The 13207-nt window shown below is 75.3% G+C and carries 13 protein-coding genes; 10 read left to right on the forward strand and 3 right to left on the reverse strand.

The annotated features are described in order from the left end of the window. Positions 1-325: 325 nt before the first annotated feature. A complete protein-coding gene (gene glmS / locus ACN260_RS02925; RefSeq protein WP_422754592.1) occupies positions 326-2239 on the forward strand; it encodes a glutamine--fructose-6-phosphate transaminase (isomerizing) in 1914 nt (637 codons plus the stop codon). Positions 2240-2247: 8 nt separating this feature from the next. On the opposite strand, the gene ACN260_RS02930 is transcribed toward glmS, so the two are convergent. Beyond that, a complete protein-coding gene (locus ACN260_RS02930; RefSeq protein ID WP_422754593.1) occupies positions 2248-3951 on the reverse strand; it encodes an alpha/beta hydrolase in 1704 nt (567 codons plus the stop codon). Then, positions 3948-4244, reverse strand: a complete 297-nt coding sequence (locus ACN260_RS02935) for a hypothetical protein (RefSeq protein WP_422754594.1) — start codon at positions 4242-4244, stop codon at positions 3948-3950. Before ACN260_RS02935 ends, ACN260_RS02930 begins: the two co-directional genes overlap by 4 nt. A gap of 245 nt (positions 4245-4489) precedes the next feature. On the opposite strand from ACN260_RS02935, the gene ACN260_RS02940 reads away from it, so the two are divergent. The 5 genes from ACN260_RS02940 to ung all read left to right on the forward strand — a co-directional run bounded on the left by ACN260_RS02940 (position 4490) and on the right by ung (position 9480). Then, positions 4490-5959, forward strand: coding sequence for an NAD(P)H-hydrate dehydratase (locus tag ACN260_RS02940; protein ID WP_422754595.1), 1470 nt, complete (start codon positions 4490-4492; stop codon positions 5957-5959). Positions 5960-6016: 57 nt separating this feature from the next. After that, positions 6017-7135 carry an alanine racemase gene (gene alr, locus ACN260_RS02945; RefSeq protein ID WP_422754596.1) on the forward strand — a complete coding sequence of 373 codons (1119 nt, stop codon included), beginning with the start codon at positions 6017-6019 and terminating at the stop codon, positions 7133-7135. Further along, on the forward strand, positions 7132-8229 hold the full coding sequence (locus ACN260_RS02950) for an alpha/beta fold hydrolase (protein WP_422754597.1): 1098 nt from the start codon (positions 7132-7134) through the stop codon (positions 8227-8229). The genes alr and ACN260_RS02950 overlap by 4 nt, the downstream gene beginning before the upstream one ends. Continuing rightward, positions 8226-8708: a tRNA (adenosine(37)-N6)-threonylcarbamoyltransferase complex ATPase subunit type 1 TsaE gene (gene tsaE, locus ACN260_RS02955; protein ID WP_422754598.1), complete on the forward strand. Its 483-nt coding sequence runs from the start codon at positions 8226-8228 to the stop codon at positions 8706-8708. The genes ACN260_RS02950 and tsaE overlap by 4 nt, the downstream gene beginning before the upstream one ends. Before the next feature lie 70 nt (positions 8709-8778). Next, complete coding sequence (gene ung / locus ACN260_RS02960) at positions 8779-9480, forward strand: uracil-DNA glycosylase (RefSeq protein WP_422754599.1); 702 nt, start codon at positions 8779-8781, stop codon at positions 9478-9480. Between the two features lie 24 nt (positions 9481-9504). Here ung and ACN260_RS02965 read toward each other — a convergent pair whose 3' ends face one another. Beyond that, a complete protein-coding gene (locus ACN260_RS02965) occupies positions 9505-10245 on the reverse strand; it encodes a helix-turn-helix domain-containing protein (RefSeq protein WP_422754600.1) in 741 nt (246 codons plus the stop codon). Between the two features lie 380 nt (positions 10246-10625). Here ACN260_RS02965 and tsaB point away from each other — a divergent pair, with 380 nt between their 5' ends. From tsaB to ACN260_RS02985, 4 genes are read left to right on the forward strand one after another with little or no spacing between them, the layout of a single operon-like run. After that, positions 10626-11336, forward strand: a complete 711-nt coding sequence (tsaB, locus tag ACN260_RS02970; RefSeq protein WP_422754601.1) for a tRNA (adenosine(37)-N6)-threonylcarbamoyltransferase complex dimerization subunit type 1 TsaB — start codon at positions 10626-10628, stop codon at positions 11334-11336. Between the two features lie 2 nt (positions 11337-11338). Next, on the forward strand, positions 11339-11809 hold the full coding sequence (gene rimI / locus ACN260_RS02975; protein WP_422756598.1) for a ribosomal protein S18-alanine N-acetyltransferase: 471 nt from the start codon (positions 11339-11341) through the stop codon (positions 11807-11809). Beyond that, positions 11802-12848 (forward strand): tRNA (adenosine(37)-N6)-threonylcarbamoyltransferase complex transferase subunit TsaD, encoded by a 1047-nt coding sequence (gene tsaD, locus ACN260_RS02980; RefSeq protein ID WP_422754602.1) that lies wholly within the window; start codon positions 11802-11804, stop codon positions 12846-12848. The genes rimI and tsaD overlap by 8 nt, the downstream gene beginning before the upstream one ends. A gap of 14 nt (positions 12849-12862) precedes the next feature. Beyond that, a complete protein-coding gene (locus ACN260_RS02985) occupies positions 12863-13117 on the forward strand; it encodes a hypothetical protein (protein WP_145921705.1) in 255 nt (84 codons plus the stop codon). The last annotated feature ends 90 nt before the right edge of the window (positions 13118-13207 follow it).

Here is a 13207-nt window from a genome sequence, read left to right on the forward strand (position 1 = left end):
GCGGGGTCGCTGGCGGCAGGTGCGGAACTGCCGGCCGCAGGTGCGGAATCGCCGGATGGGGGAGTGGGGTCGCTGGGGGGCGACGTGTCGGACATGGCTGCTCCGGGGACGGAAGGGGAGGAAAGGGGCGTGCGGGCCGTCCCAGGGACGTTCCAGGGTCGCCGAGAGACTGTCGTACCGGCGGGCCTGCCGCAACCCCGTACGGCCGGACGGCTGCGACGGTCGTCCGGTTGCCGCCCGTCACCGCCCGATCGCTCAAATTCGGTGATCGTTTGCCGGGCTTCCGCGCACACGAGGTGAGCGAAACTGGGTTAGGCTGCGAACCATGTGTGGAATCGTGGGTTACGCCGGCGCGCGCCCGGCGCTCGGCATCGTGCTCGACGGGTTGCGGCGGCTGGAATACCGGGGATACGACTCGGCCGGGGTCGCGATCGTCTGCGACGACGAGCTGCTCACCGAGAAGAAGGCCGGCAAGCTGGCCAACCTGGAGAAGGTCCTCTCCGAGCGGGCCGCCACCAACCCCGACGACTGCGCCGCCAGCCCGGTAGGCATCGGTGACGGCACGACCGGCATCGGCCACACCCGGTGGGCCACCCACGGCGGCCCGACCGACCGCAACGCCCACCCGCACCTGGCCCCCGACGGCCGGGTCGCCGTGATCCACAACGGCATCATCGAGAACTTCGCCAAGCTCCGCGCCGAGTTGGAGGACGACGGCGTCCAGTTCACCAGCGACACCGACACCGAGTGCGCCGCCCACCTGCTCTCCCACGCGCTCGCCGAGCTGCGGGCGGCCGGCGGCACCGACGGCCCGCAGCTGCTCGCCGCCGCGATGCGGGTGGTGTGCCGCCGGTTGGAGGGCGCGTTCACCCTGCTCGCCGTGGACGCCGCCATCCCGGGCGCGGTGGTCGGTGCCCGGCGCAACTCGCCGCTGGTGGTCGGCCGGGGTGACGGGGAGAACTACCTGGCCAGTGACGTGGCGGCGTTCATCGAGCACACCCGCGAGGCGGTCGAGCTGGGCCAGGACCAGCTCGTGCTGATCACCGCCGACAGCATCGAGATCACCGACTTCGACGGCCAGCCGGCCACCGGCAAGGACTTCCACATCGACTGGGACTCCTCGGCCGCCGAGAAGGGTGGTTACGACTGGTTCATGCTCAAGGAGATCGAGGAGCAGCCGCAGGCCATCGCGGACACCCTGCTCGGCCGGCTCACCGAGACCGGGGAGATCGCCCTCGACGAGGTCCGCCTCAGCGACCAGGACCTGCGCGACGTCGACAAGATCTTCATCGTGGCCTGCGGCACCGCGTACCACTCGGGCATGGTCGCCAAGTACGCCATCGAGCACTGGACCCGTATCCCCTGCGAGGTGGAACTGGCAAGCGAGTTCCGCTACCGCGACCCGGTGCTCGACCGGTCCACCCTGATCGTGGTGATCTCGCAGTCCGGCGAGACGATGGACACCCTGATGGCGTTGCGGCACGCCAAGGAGCAGAAGGCCCGGGTGCTGGCCATCTGCAACACCAACGGCTCCACCATTCCGCGCGAGTCCGACGCGGTGCTCTACACCCACGGCGGCCCGGAGATCGCCGTCGCCTCGACCAAGGCGTTCCTCACCCAGCTGGTCGCCTGCTACCTGATCGGCCTGCACCTGGCCCAGGTACGCGGGATCAAGTTCGCCGACGAGGTCGGCGCGGTGGTGGCCCAGCTCCAGGAGATGCCGGGCAAGCTGCGGGAGCTGCTGGGCCGGATCGAGCCGGTGCGGGAGCTGGCCCGGGAGCTGAAGTCGGAGCCGACGGTGCTGTTCATCGGCCGGCACGTCGGCTACCCGGTGGCCCTGGAGGGCGCCCTCAAGCTCAAGGAGCTGGCGTACATGCACGCCGAGGGGTTCGCCGCCGGTGAGCTGAAGCACGGGCCGATCGCCCTGATCGACAAGGGCACCCCGGTGATCTGCGTGGTGCCGTCGCCGGTCGGCCGGGGCATGCTGCACGACAAGGTCATCTCCAACATCCAGGAGGTCCGGGCCCGGGGCGCGCGGACCATCGTGATCGCCGAGGAGGGCGACGAGGCCGTGGTCCGCTACGCCGACCACCTGATCTACGTGCCGCGTACGCCGACCCTGCTCGCCCCGCTGGTCACCACCGTGCCGTTGCAGGTGTTCGCGGCCGAGATCGCCGCCGCCCGGGGACACGACGTGGACCAGCCGCGCAACCTGGCGAAGTCGGTCACCGTGGAGTAGGACGCCGCTCACCGGCCCAGCACGATCCGGGCCATCCCGTCCAGGGCGGGGTTGTCGGGCTCCCAGTACCCGGTGTGGCCGCCCCGACCGCTGGGGAAGGTCCGGCCGCCGAAGCCCGGATCGCTCGGATCGTGCCCGAACCACAGCCGGTGGTCGTCCGGGCGGAACAGCGAGGCGGCGCTGGCCAGCGGCGAGGTGGCCAGCACCGCCCGGCCGGCCAGCTCCCGGGGTGGCTCGACCAGCCGGATCACGTCGTCGCTGGCGGTGCTCGACCAGACCTGCCCCGGTGGCAGGCCGAGCGCCCCGGCCCGGTCCACCCCCACCCCCGGTGACCCGACGAAGGCCAGCGCGTCGGCGGCCAGCCCGTGGTCGCGGGCGGCGCTGCCCACCACCAGCGAGCCGTAGCTGTGCCCCAGCACGGTCTGCCGGGCCGCCGGCCCGTCGTGGGTGGCGCGCAGCCCTTCCTGGAAGCGGTGCAGGTCGGGCCCGGCGTCCCGGGCCTGGGCCGGTGAGGACGCCTCGGACAGGAAGTCGGGGGCGTCGTAGTCCAGCCAGAGCACCGCCGCCGTCTCCTCACCCGGGGCGAGGGCGGTGCACCGGTCCTGCACCCGGGCGGCCCGACCCAGCTCGCCGGGGACGTCGGCGAGGTCGCTCGTCATCCCCGGCACGTAGGTCAGCACCCGGTGGGCCCGGTCCGGGTTGCCCAGCGCGACGATCGCCCGGCCGTCGCCGCGCGGGTCGAGCCCGAGCAGGTAGGGCCGGGGTCCCGTCGTCGCGGCGAGCCGCCCGGCGAGCCCGTCCAGGGTGGCCAGCGTCCGGTCGATCCGACGCAGCCGGGACCGCCCACCCGACCCGCTGGCCGACGCCGCCCGGCGTTCGGCCAGCAGAGCCTCCCGGTGCCCGGCCAGCAGCAGCCGGTTCGCCTGGTCCCGGGCCGCCGCCGGCACCCCGTCGCGCGGGCCGGTCCGGGCCGGTTCGTGCAGCACCAGCCAGCGCCGCTGCGCCGGGGTGAGGCCGTCCCACCAGGCGCGGACCGCCGCCGGGGTGGCATCGTCGGCCGGCCGGGCCGGTGGTGGCCGCTCCACCCAGCCGGTGCGGGCCGCCCCGGTCAACTCGGCCAGCCGGCCGGCGACCTCCCGGTCGGCCACGTCGGCCAGCGCCAGCGCCTCCCGCAGCGCCGCCGCCACCTGGGCCACCGCCACCGGCGACCCCACCGCGTTCCTGGTGCCGCCCCCGCCGGTCACGTCCGTGCCGGCGGGGGGACCGGGGGAGTGGGCCGCGCCGGCACCACCCGCCGGGGCGGGGCGCGCACCCGTCCCGGCCGGCAGCCCGCCCGACTCGGGGCCGCGCCAGACCGGGGGGACCGTCCGCAGCCCGCCGTGCCGGTCGACCGCCACGCCGGTACGGTCGGCCAACGCCACCGCCTCGGCGAGCCGGGCCTTGGCCACCCGCAGCCGACCGGCGAACTCGGCGAGCACCTGATCGGTCTCGACCAGCGCCGGCAGGATCGTGCCCAACTCCGCGCGCAGCCCGTCGAGCCGCCCGCCGGCCCTGGTGGCCGCCCCACCCGACCAGCCCGTGCGCAGCGTCGCCGCCCGCTCGGCCAGCCCGGACCGCCGTCGGGTGACCGGCGCGTCCAGCCCGCGCCAGGCCAACCCCGCCGCCACCCAGTCGCCCGGGGAGGCGGCCCAGAGCTGGGCGTACCCGATCATCGGGGTCGACCGGCCAGCCGCCCGGCGGCCCGGTCGTCGGCTGCCGCGTACGCCTCGGCGGCGGTGCGCAGCGCGGTACCGGTCTCGGCGACGCGTACGCCGAGCACCCCGTGCCAGGCGTGCACCGCCGACTCCAGCCCGGCCAGCGCGGCCCCGGCCCGCCAACCCGGCGCGGACGGCACCAGCCCGGGGTGACCCGCCAGCCCCCGGGCCAGCGCGTACGCCTCGTCGGCCAGCCCACCGGCCGCCGCGCGCAGCACCGGCAGGTCGACCCGCACCGGCTCGTCCGTCATCGTCCGCCTCCCGCCCTCGCCCGGCCCGTCGCCGTGACCGTGCCGCCGACGCTAGGTGGCGGGGCGGCCGGCCGGCGGGCCCTGTGGACGACGGGCGGCGGTCGTACCCCCGGGTTGTCCACAGGTCTTGCCGGCCGTGACGCCGGTGGCTAATCTGCCGCCCCCACCGCCGGTAGGGTGATCCCGACCACGGCGGACGCGCCCGGCCGGGACGGGCGGGACGGCCGCCCGAAGACGGGGGTGGCATGAGACCGGTGTGGCGGGTGTCGGACGTACGCGCGGCGGAGGCCGGCCTGATGGCCACCGTGCCCCCCGGGACGCTCATGCAGCGGGCGGCGGCCGGGCTGGCCCGGCGGTGCGCCCTGCTGCTCGCCGACCGGGGAGGGGTGTACGGCGCGCGGGTGCTGGTGCTGGTCGGCAGCGGCGACAACGGCGGCGACGCGTTGTACGCCGGTGAGCGGCTGGCGCGCCGGGGTGCCCAGGTCGCCGTGCTGCCGACCGCCCCCGGGCGGGCGCACGCCGACGGACTGGCGGCGCTGCGGGCCGCCGGGGGACGACTGGTCGACGCCCCGCCCGCCACGGTCGACCTGGTGCTCGACGGGATCGTCGGGATCGGCGGCACCGGCGGGCTGCGCGACGCCGCCGCCGAACTCGTCGCCGGCCTGCCCGGGTTGCGGGGCCGCGACGGCGGCCGGGCCACCGTCGTCGCCGTGGACGTGCCCAGCGGGGTGGCGGTGGACACCGGGGACGTGCCGACGGACGGCACGGGCCGGCCCCGCGCGGTGGCCGCCGACGTGACGGTGGCGTTCGGCGCGCTCAAGCCCGCCCTGGTGGTCGGCCCGGCGGCCCCGCTGGCCGGGCAGGTCGAACTGGTCGACATCGGGCTCGGGCCGTGGCTGCGCGGCACCCCCGCGCTGCATGTCACGCAGTGGTCCGACGTGCGCGACTGGTGGCCCCGCACCGGCGCGTCCTCGGAGAAGTACCGCCGGGGCGTGGTCGGGGTGGCCACCGGGTCGCGGACCTACCCGGGGGCGGCGGTGCTCTCGGTGGGTGGCGCGCTGGCCGGCCCCACCGGGCTGGTCCGGTACGCCGGTGGCGCCCGCGACGAGGTGGTCCGGCAGCACCCGTCGGTGATCGCCACCGACCGGGTCGCCGGGGCCGGCCGGGTGCAGGCCTGGGTCTGCGGCTCCGGCCTGGGCACCGACGAGCAGGCCGGGGCGGAACTGCGCGCGGTGCTGGCCGCGCCGGTGCCGGCGGTGCTCGACGCGGACGCGTTGACCCTGCTGGTGGACGGTTCGCTCGCCGGTCGGCTGCGGGACCGGGACGCCCCGATCGTGGTCACCCCGCACGACCGGGAGTTCACCCGGCTGTGCGGCGAGGAGCCGGGGGCCGACCGGGTCGCCGCCGCGCTGCGGCTGGCCGCCTGGATGAACGCGACGGTGCTGCTCAAGGGGGACCGCACGGTGGTCGGCACGCCTGACGGCCGGGCGTACGTCAACCCGACCGGCAGCCCCGCGCTGGCCACCGGGGGCACCGGGGACGTGCTGGCCGGGCTGCTCGGTTCGCTGCTCGCCGCCGGGCTGGCCCCCGAGCGGGCGGCGGCCGGCGCGGCGTACCTGCACGGGCTGGCCGGGCGGGAGGCGGCCCGGGGCGGCCCGGTGACCGCGCCGGACGTGGCGGCCGCACTGCGTACGGTGGCGGCCCCGCTGCTCTGACCGGGGCGGGTCGGCGTCCACCGACCCGGTGATCACCGACGCCAGTAGGCTGGGCGTATGTGGCAGGCCGAGGTACGTGTCGATCTGGACGCGATCCGTCAGAACGTGGCCCGGCTCCGGTCGGGCACCAGCGCCGAGTTGATGGCGGTGGTGAAGGCCGACGGGTACGGCCACGGCATGGTCCCGTCGGCGCGGGCCGCGCTGGACGCGGGGGCGGACTGGCTGGGGGTGTGCACCCTCGACGAGGCGTTGACGCTGCGCCGGGCCGGGATCACCGTGCCGGTGCTGGCGTGGCTGCTCGACCCGGGGCTGCCCCTGCACGAGGGGGTGGCTGCCGGGGTGGACCTGGCCGCCGCGAGCCTGTCCCAGCTCGACGAGATGGTCGCGGCGGGGCGGGCCGCCGACCGGCCGGCCCGGCTGCATCTCAAGATCGACACCGGGTTGTCCCGGGGCGGTGCCACCGTCGCCGACTGGCCGACCCTGCTGGAGGCCGCCGCGAAGGCCCAGGCCGACGGCCTGGTCGAGGTGGTCGGCGTGTGGAGCCACTTCGTGTACGCGGACTCGCCCGGCCACCCCACCACCGACCGGCAGTTGGCCGTCTTCCACGAGGGGCTGGCCATGGTCGAGCGGGCCGGGTTGCGCCCGCGCTACCGGCACCTGGCCAACTCGGCGGCCACCCTGACCCGCCCCGACACCCACTTCGACCTGGTCCGACCCGGGATCGCCGTCTACGGGCTGTCGCCGGTCGCCGGGCAGCAGTTCGGGCTGCGCCGGGCGATGACCGCGCGGGCCCGGGTGATGCTCGCCAAGCGGGTCCCCGCCGGCACCGGCGTGTCGTACGGCCACACGTACACCACCGCCGGGGAGGCGAACCTGGCCGTGGTGCCGCTGGGCTACGCCGACGGGGTGCCCCGGCACGCCTCCAACGTGGGGCCGGTGCAGCTCGGCGGGAAGCGGCGGACCATCTCCGGCCGGGTCTGCATGGACCAGTTCGTGCTCGACTGCGGCACGGACGAGGTGGCCGCCGGTGACGTGGCGACCCTGTTCGGCAGCGGCGACGACGGCATGCCCACCGCCGACGACTGGGCGGAGGCGGTCGGCACGATCAACTATGAGATCGTCACCCGGTTCGGCGGGGTCCGGGTTCCCCGGGTCTACGACGGGACGCGCCCGTGAGCGCGGTCAGCCGGTTCCGGGTGCCCCGGCCGAGGACCGCCGCCGGGCGGGTCGCCGGTGTGGTCGGGGCCGCGGTGGGGGTGGCCGCCGCCGGGCTGGCCGCCGGGGTGGCCACCGAACGGGCCCTGGTCCGCCGGCTCAAGGCCGACCCCGCCGACCCGTACGCCGGGGAGGACTTCGGCGAGCAGCGGTACGACGAGGCGTACCGGCTGGAACTGCCGGACGGCACCGACATCCACGTCGAGGTGGTCGAGCCGACCCGGCCGGTGCCGGGGCGTCCGACGGTGGTGCTGGTGCACGGTTTCTGCCTGGACATGGGGACGTTCCACTTCCAGCGCAAGCTGCTCGCCGAACGCGGCGAGCACCGGATCGTCGCCTACGACCAGCCGGGGCACGGCCGGTCGGGGCGGCTGGAGACCGGCGAGTACGACCTCGCCGCGCTCGGGCACACCCTGCGCCGGGTGATCGACGCGACCGCCCCGGAGGGGCCGTTGGTGCTGGTCGGGCACTCGATGGGCGGGATGACCATCATGGCGTTCGCCGAGGCGTACCCGGAGTTGTTCGGCGACCGGGTGGTCGGCACGGTGCTGATGGCCACGTCGGGCGGGTTGCTCGCCGAGACGAAGCTGGTCGCGCCGGCCCTGCTCGGCCGGGTGGGCTCGCCGGTGCTGTTCATGATGAGCAACGCCACCCGGTACGGCGGGCTCGTGATCGACCGGGCCCGCAGGTCCACGTCCAACGTGGCCTGGCTGCTGACCCGCCGCTACGGCTTCGGCACCCCGAAACCCAGCCCGGCCCTGGTGTCGTACGTGGAACGGATGAACTCCCGGACGTCGGCCGACACGGTGACCCGCTACCTGCGGACCCTGGCCACCCACTCCCGGTTCCCGGCGCTGGCCGCGCTGAGCGGCACCCCGGTGCTGGTGGTGGTGGGCGACAAGGACATGATCACACCGGTGGTGCACTCCGACGAGATCGTCCGCCGGCTGCCGCACGCCGAGTACCTCAAGATCCGGGACAGTGGGCACGTGGTAATGCTGGAACACGCCGACGAGGTCAACGCCGCGCTGGAACGCTTCCTGGAGGCGTTGTGAGCGTGCGCGTCACGTTGCCCACGGTCGAGGACACGCACGCCTTCGGCCGCCGGCTCGCCGGCGTGCTGCGCGCCGGTGACCTGCTGCTGCTCACCGGCCCGCTGGGGGCCGGCAAGACCGCCCTCACCCGGGGCCTCGGCGCCGGCCTGGGGGTACGCGGCGACGTCACCTCGCCGACCTTCGTGATCGCCCGGGTGCACCGGCCCGACCCGGCCCGTGGCGGCACGGTGGCCCTGGTGCACGCCGACGCGTACCGGCTGGGTGACGCCGCCGACCCGCGCGCCGAGATCGACGACCTGGACCTGGACGCCTCGGTGGACGACTCGGTGACCGTGGTCGAGTGGGGTGAGGGGCTGGTCGAGCAGCTCGTCGACACCCACCTGCGGGTACGCATCGACCGGCGCGACGACGACACCCGGGTGGTCGAGCTGGAGCCGGTGGGCGGGGACTGGGCGGACCGCCTGACCGCGCTGGGCTGACCGGCCCTGGGGTGCGGGGTGTCGTACCCGCTGCCTAGAGTGCCGGGGACTTCGTTGTGAAAGGTTGCCGATGCCCGACGACACCCCCACCCTCGACCTGCTGGCGCTGCTGCCGCAGGAGTGGCGTGCCGTGCTCACCCCGCACCTGGACCCGGCCCGGACGGCGGCGCTGGCCGAGTTCGTCGCCCACGAGTACGCCACCCAGACGGTCTTCCCGCCGCAGGAGGACCTCTTTTCCGCCTACCGGCTGTGCGGCCCGGAGCAGTGCCGGGTGCTGATCCTCGGCCAGGACCCGTACCACAAGGCGGGGCAGGCGCACGGGCTGAGCTTCAGCGTCCGCGAGGGGGTGTCCGTGCCGCCGTCGCTGCGCAACGTCTTCAAGGAGTTGAGCGAGGACCTCGGGGTGCCCAAGCCGCGCAGCGGCAACCTGGACGGCTGGGCGGCGCAGGGTGTGCTGCTGCTCAACGCGGTGCTCACCGTCCGGCAGGCCAGCCCAGGTTCGCACGGCAACTCCGGCTGGGAGGAGTTCACCGACGCGACCATCCGCGCCCTGGACGCCCGGGACGAGCCGGTGGTGTTCCTGCTCTGGGGCGGGTACGCCCGCAAGAAGGCGGCCCTGGTCACCAACCCCCGGCACGTGGTGCTGGAGGCGGGCCACCCGAGCCCGATGAACCCGCGTGGCTTCCTCGGCAGCCGTCCGTTCAGCGCCACCAACAAGGCCCTCGCCGACGCCGGGCTGCCCCCGATCGACTGGGAGCGCTCGGCCGGCTGACGTCGGCGGCGCGCGGTGGTGTGCTCACCGCCCGGTCCGACCGGCCGGGTCGACGTCCGGGGTACGGCGGTCGACGGCGCGTTGCCGGTGCCGGCGCAGCAGTGCGGCGGCCCGCGGGTCGGTCAGCTCCACGGCGACCAGCGGGACCACCCGGTAGCTGCGCTTCCCGTGCCGCACCTCGATCGCCGCCGGGAACTCGTCGCACATCTGCGCGCGGATCTCGCCGTACCGGGTCATCCAGAGGTGCTCGCCGGGCTCCTCCGGTTCCAGGTACAGGCCACCGAACTCACCCCACCTGGCGTTCCAGCGCTGCCCGTAGGCGGCCGTCAGCCAGGCGGTGAACCGGGCGGAGTCGCACCACCGGACGGCGATCTCGACCGCGTCGACCGGTACGGGCGCACCCTGGAGCAGCGCGGCGGTGCTGCCGGTCAGCAGGTGCGGCAGGTCACCGAGCCGGTCGAGCAGCCGGTCCAGCCCCAACTCGTCGATCCGGTCGGTGGTCGACCGCCCGGCCAGCGCGTCCATCTCGGCGTCGAGGTGGCTGTCGAGGGGCTCGGCGGTGACGGCGAGTTGCCGGCCGAGGGCGGCGAAGAGGCGCTCGACCAGGTCGAGGCTCGGTACCCGCCCACCCCGCTCGACCCGGGCCACCGCGCTCTGACTCGTCCCTGCCCGATCCGCCAGTTGCTGCTGGGTGAGCCGCCCGACGCTGCGTTCCCGACGAAGCAGGGCGGCGATCTCTGTGGCGAGCCGACTGCTTTCAGGCATCCCCGGATGATGATGTGCCGGCAGTGAGCGGTATGCCTGTGAGTCATAAGTATGACTCACAGGCATACCGCGCTACGTCGGATGGCACTCCCCGCCCTGGCCGGTTCCCCATCCGGTGGTCCGTCGACGGAGCCAGGAGCCAGGGGTGAGGAGCAGTCGGGGCGGGGACAGGGGAGTGGCCCGAGAGCGAGGTGTGGACCTGAGGGCGGAGCCGAAGGGCTGTTCCGAGGCAGCAGCGCGGGGCCGGGACCGGGACGATTCCGAGGTCGAGAGCAGGACGAGCGCCCGGGATGAGAGCCCGGGCGGGGGCGAGGGCGGGGGATGAGAGGGCGGGCGGGGTGTGGCCGGGCGGCGCGGGTGGACGGCTAGGCTGGCTTACCGTGCTCGTACTGGTGGTGGACTCCTCGACCCCCGCGGTCACCGCGGCGCTGGCCGAGGTCACAGCGGACGGTGTCGCGCTGCGGGCGCACCGGTGCACGGTCGACGCCCGCGCCCACGGTGAACTGCTCGCCCCGCAGGTCGAGGCGGTCCTCGTCGACGTCGACGCCCGGCCGGCCGACCTCGGCGCGATCGTCGCCGGGCTCGGCCCCGGCCCCTTCACCGGGCTGCGGGTCGGGCTGGTCACCGCCGCCACCGTGGGCCAGGTGCTCGGCATCCCCACGTACGGCGTCTGCTCGCTCGACGGCATCGGCCACCCCGGCCCGGCCCCGGCCGGCACGACCGGCGGCACGGCGGTGGGGGAGCCCCGGGTGCTGGTCGCCGCCGACGCGCGGCGCAAAGAGGTCTACTGGGCGGTCTACGACGGCAGCGGCCGGCGGATCGTCGGGCCGGAGGTGGACGCCCCGGCGGTCGCCGCCGCCCGCGCCCGGGAACTGGCCGTCACCGAGGCGGTCGGAGACGGCGCCCACCGGTACGCCGACGTGCTCGGCCTGCCGCTGCGCGCCGAACCCCGCTACCCGGACGCCGCCGCGCTGGTCGCCCTGGCCGCCGCCCGGATCAGGGCGGGTGCCCCCGGCGAGACGCTCACCCCGCTGTACCTGCGCCGGCCGGACGCGGTCGCGGCGACCAGCCGCAAGTCGGTGCTGCCGTGACCGTGCGCGTGGACCGGTTCCGCTGGTGGCACATCCCGGAGGTGCTGCTGATCGAGGCGGACCTGTTCGGCCCCGAGCAGTGGTCGCCGGCGATGTTCTGGAACGAACTGGCCAACGGCCACCACTACCGGGTCGCCCTGGACGGCGACGGGTCGCTGCTGGGCTACGCGGGCCTGGCCGTCGACCCGGGCGGCGAGTCGTGGGTGCAGAACATCGCGGTCCGCCGGAACGCCCAGCGGCGCGGGATCGGCCGGGCGCTGCTGGAGGACCTGCTCGCGGAGACCGCCCGCCGCGGGGTCGGCAGCGTCCTGCTGGAGGTGGCCGTCGACAACGCCCCCGCCCAGCGGCTCTACGCGGGGTACGGCTTCGAGCCGATCGGCGTACGACGGGGCTACTACCAACCGAGCAACACCGACGCGCTGGTCATGCGGCGCGACGCGGAACCGGGCGCGGACGGGACGGACCATGGCTGACGAACCGCTGATCCTCGGGATCGAGACCTCCTGCGACGAGACCGGGGTGGGCATCGTTCGCGGGCACACCCTGCTCGCCGACGCGCTCGCCTCCAGCGTGGACGAACACGCCCGGTTCGGCGGGGTGGTGCCCGAGGTGGCCAGCCGGGCGCACCTGGAGGCCATCGTGCCGACCATGGACCGGGCGCTGCGCGACGCGGGGGTGACCCTCGCCGACATCGACGCGATCGCGGTCACCTCCGGTCCGGGCCTGGCCGGGGCCCTGCTGGTCGGGGTGGCCGCCGCGAAGGGCTATGCGCTGGCCGCCGAGAAGCCGGTGTACGGGGTGAACCACCTGGCCGCCCACGTCGCGGTGGACACCCTGGAGCACGGTCCGCTGCCCGCACCGGCGATCGCCATGCTGGTCTCCGGTGGACACTCCTCACTGCTGCGCGTCGACGACCTGGCCCGGGGGGTGACCCCGCTGGGCGCGACCATCGACGACGCGGCCGGGGAGGCGTTCGACAAGGTGGCCCGGCTGCTCGGCCTGCCGTTCCCGGGCGGCCCGTACATCGACCGGGAGGCACGGGCGGGTGATCCGGCGTCGATCGCCTTCCCGCGTGGCCTGACCGCCGCCAAGGATCTCGTCGCCCACCGCTACGACTTCTCCTTCTCCGGGCTGAAGACGGCGGTGGCCCGCTGGGTGGAGGGGCGGCGCCGGGCCGGTGAGCCGGTGCCGGTGGCCGACGTGGCGGCCGCCTTCCAGGAGGCGGTCTGCGACGTGCTCACCGGCAAGGCGCTGGCCGCCTGCCGGGAACACGGGATCGACACCCTGGTCATCGGCGGGGGAGTGGCGGCGAACTCGCGGCTGCGGGCGATGGCCGAGCAGCGGGCGCAGCGGTACGGCGTCCGGGTCCGCACCCCCCGACCGGGGTTGTGCACCGACAACGGGGCGATGGTCGCCGCGCTCGGGTCGCACCTGGTGGCCGCCGGGGTACGCCCGAGCCGGCTGGACCTGCCCGCCGACTCGGCGTTGCCACTGACCACGGTCAGCGTGTGAGGGGAGGGGCCGACGTGATCGTACGGATGTGGGAGGCGCGGGCCGAGTCGTACGGCTTCGCCGACCTGATCACCTGGGTGTGCGAGACGGCCCTGCCGGAGTTCGAGCACGATCCGCTGCACCTGTCCAGCGAGGTCTTCTCCTCCACCGACCACCGGGTGGTGGTCGTCTCGAAGTGGCGCAGCAGCCCCCGGTCGCTGCCCGAGCCGCCGGCCACCCTGGTCGCCCGCCCCCCGCACTCCTGGGACTTCACCCAGGTCGACCGCTGACCGGGCACCCGTCCCCAGCACAGGGCCCTCCGACAGCCGGACGGCCCGCCGGCGGTGGTGCCGCCTGCGGGCCGTCGGGTCGGTCGCGCC

It is taken from the genome of Micromonospora sp. WMMD708 (assembly GCF_049315245.1).
Lineage (GTDB): Bacteria > Actinomycetota > Actinomycetes > Mycobacteriales > Micromonosporaceae > Micromonospora > Micromonospora wenchangensis.

Excerpts from the sequence above, each read along its gene's own strand:
- glmS (WP_422754592.1), top strand. The coding sequence starts at position 326 with ATGTGTGGAATCGTGGGTTACGCCGGCGCGCGCCCGGCGCTCGGCATC.
- ACN260_RS02930 (WP_422754593.1), bottom strand. The coding sequence starts at position 3,951 with ATGATCGGGTACGCCCAGCTCTGGGCCGCCTCCCCGGGCGACTGGGTG.
- ACN260_RS02935 (WP_422754594.1), bottom strand. The coding sequence starts at position 4,244 with ATGACGGACGAGCCGGTGCGGGTCGACCTGCCGGTGCTGCGCGCGGCG.
- ACN260_RS02940 (WP_422754595.1), top strand. The coding sequence starts at position 4,490 with ATGAGACCGGTGTGGCGGGTGTCGGACGTACGCGCGGCGGAGGCCGGC.
- alr (WP_422754596.1), top strand. The coding sequence starts at position 6,017 with ATGTGGCAGGCCGAGGTACGTGTCGATCTGGACGCGATCCGTCAGAAC.
- ung (WP_422754599.1), top strand. The coding sequence starts at position 8,779 with ATGCCCGACGACACCCCCACCCTCGACCTGCTGGCGCTGCTGCCGCAG.
- ACN260_RS02965 (WP_422754600.1), bottom strand. The coding sequence starts at position 10,245 with ATGCCTGAAAGCAGTCGGCTCGCCACAGAGATCGCCGCCCTGCTTCGT.
- tsaD (WP_422754602.1), top strand. The coding sequence starts at position 11,802 with ATGGCTGACGAACCGCTGATCCTCGGGATCGAGACCTCCTGCGACGAG.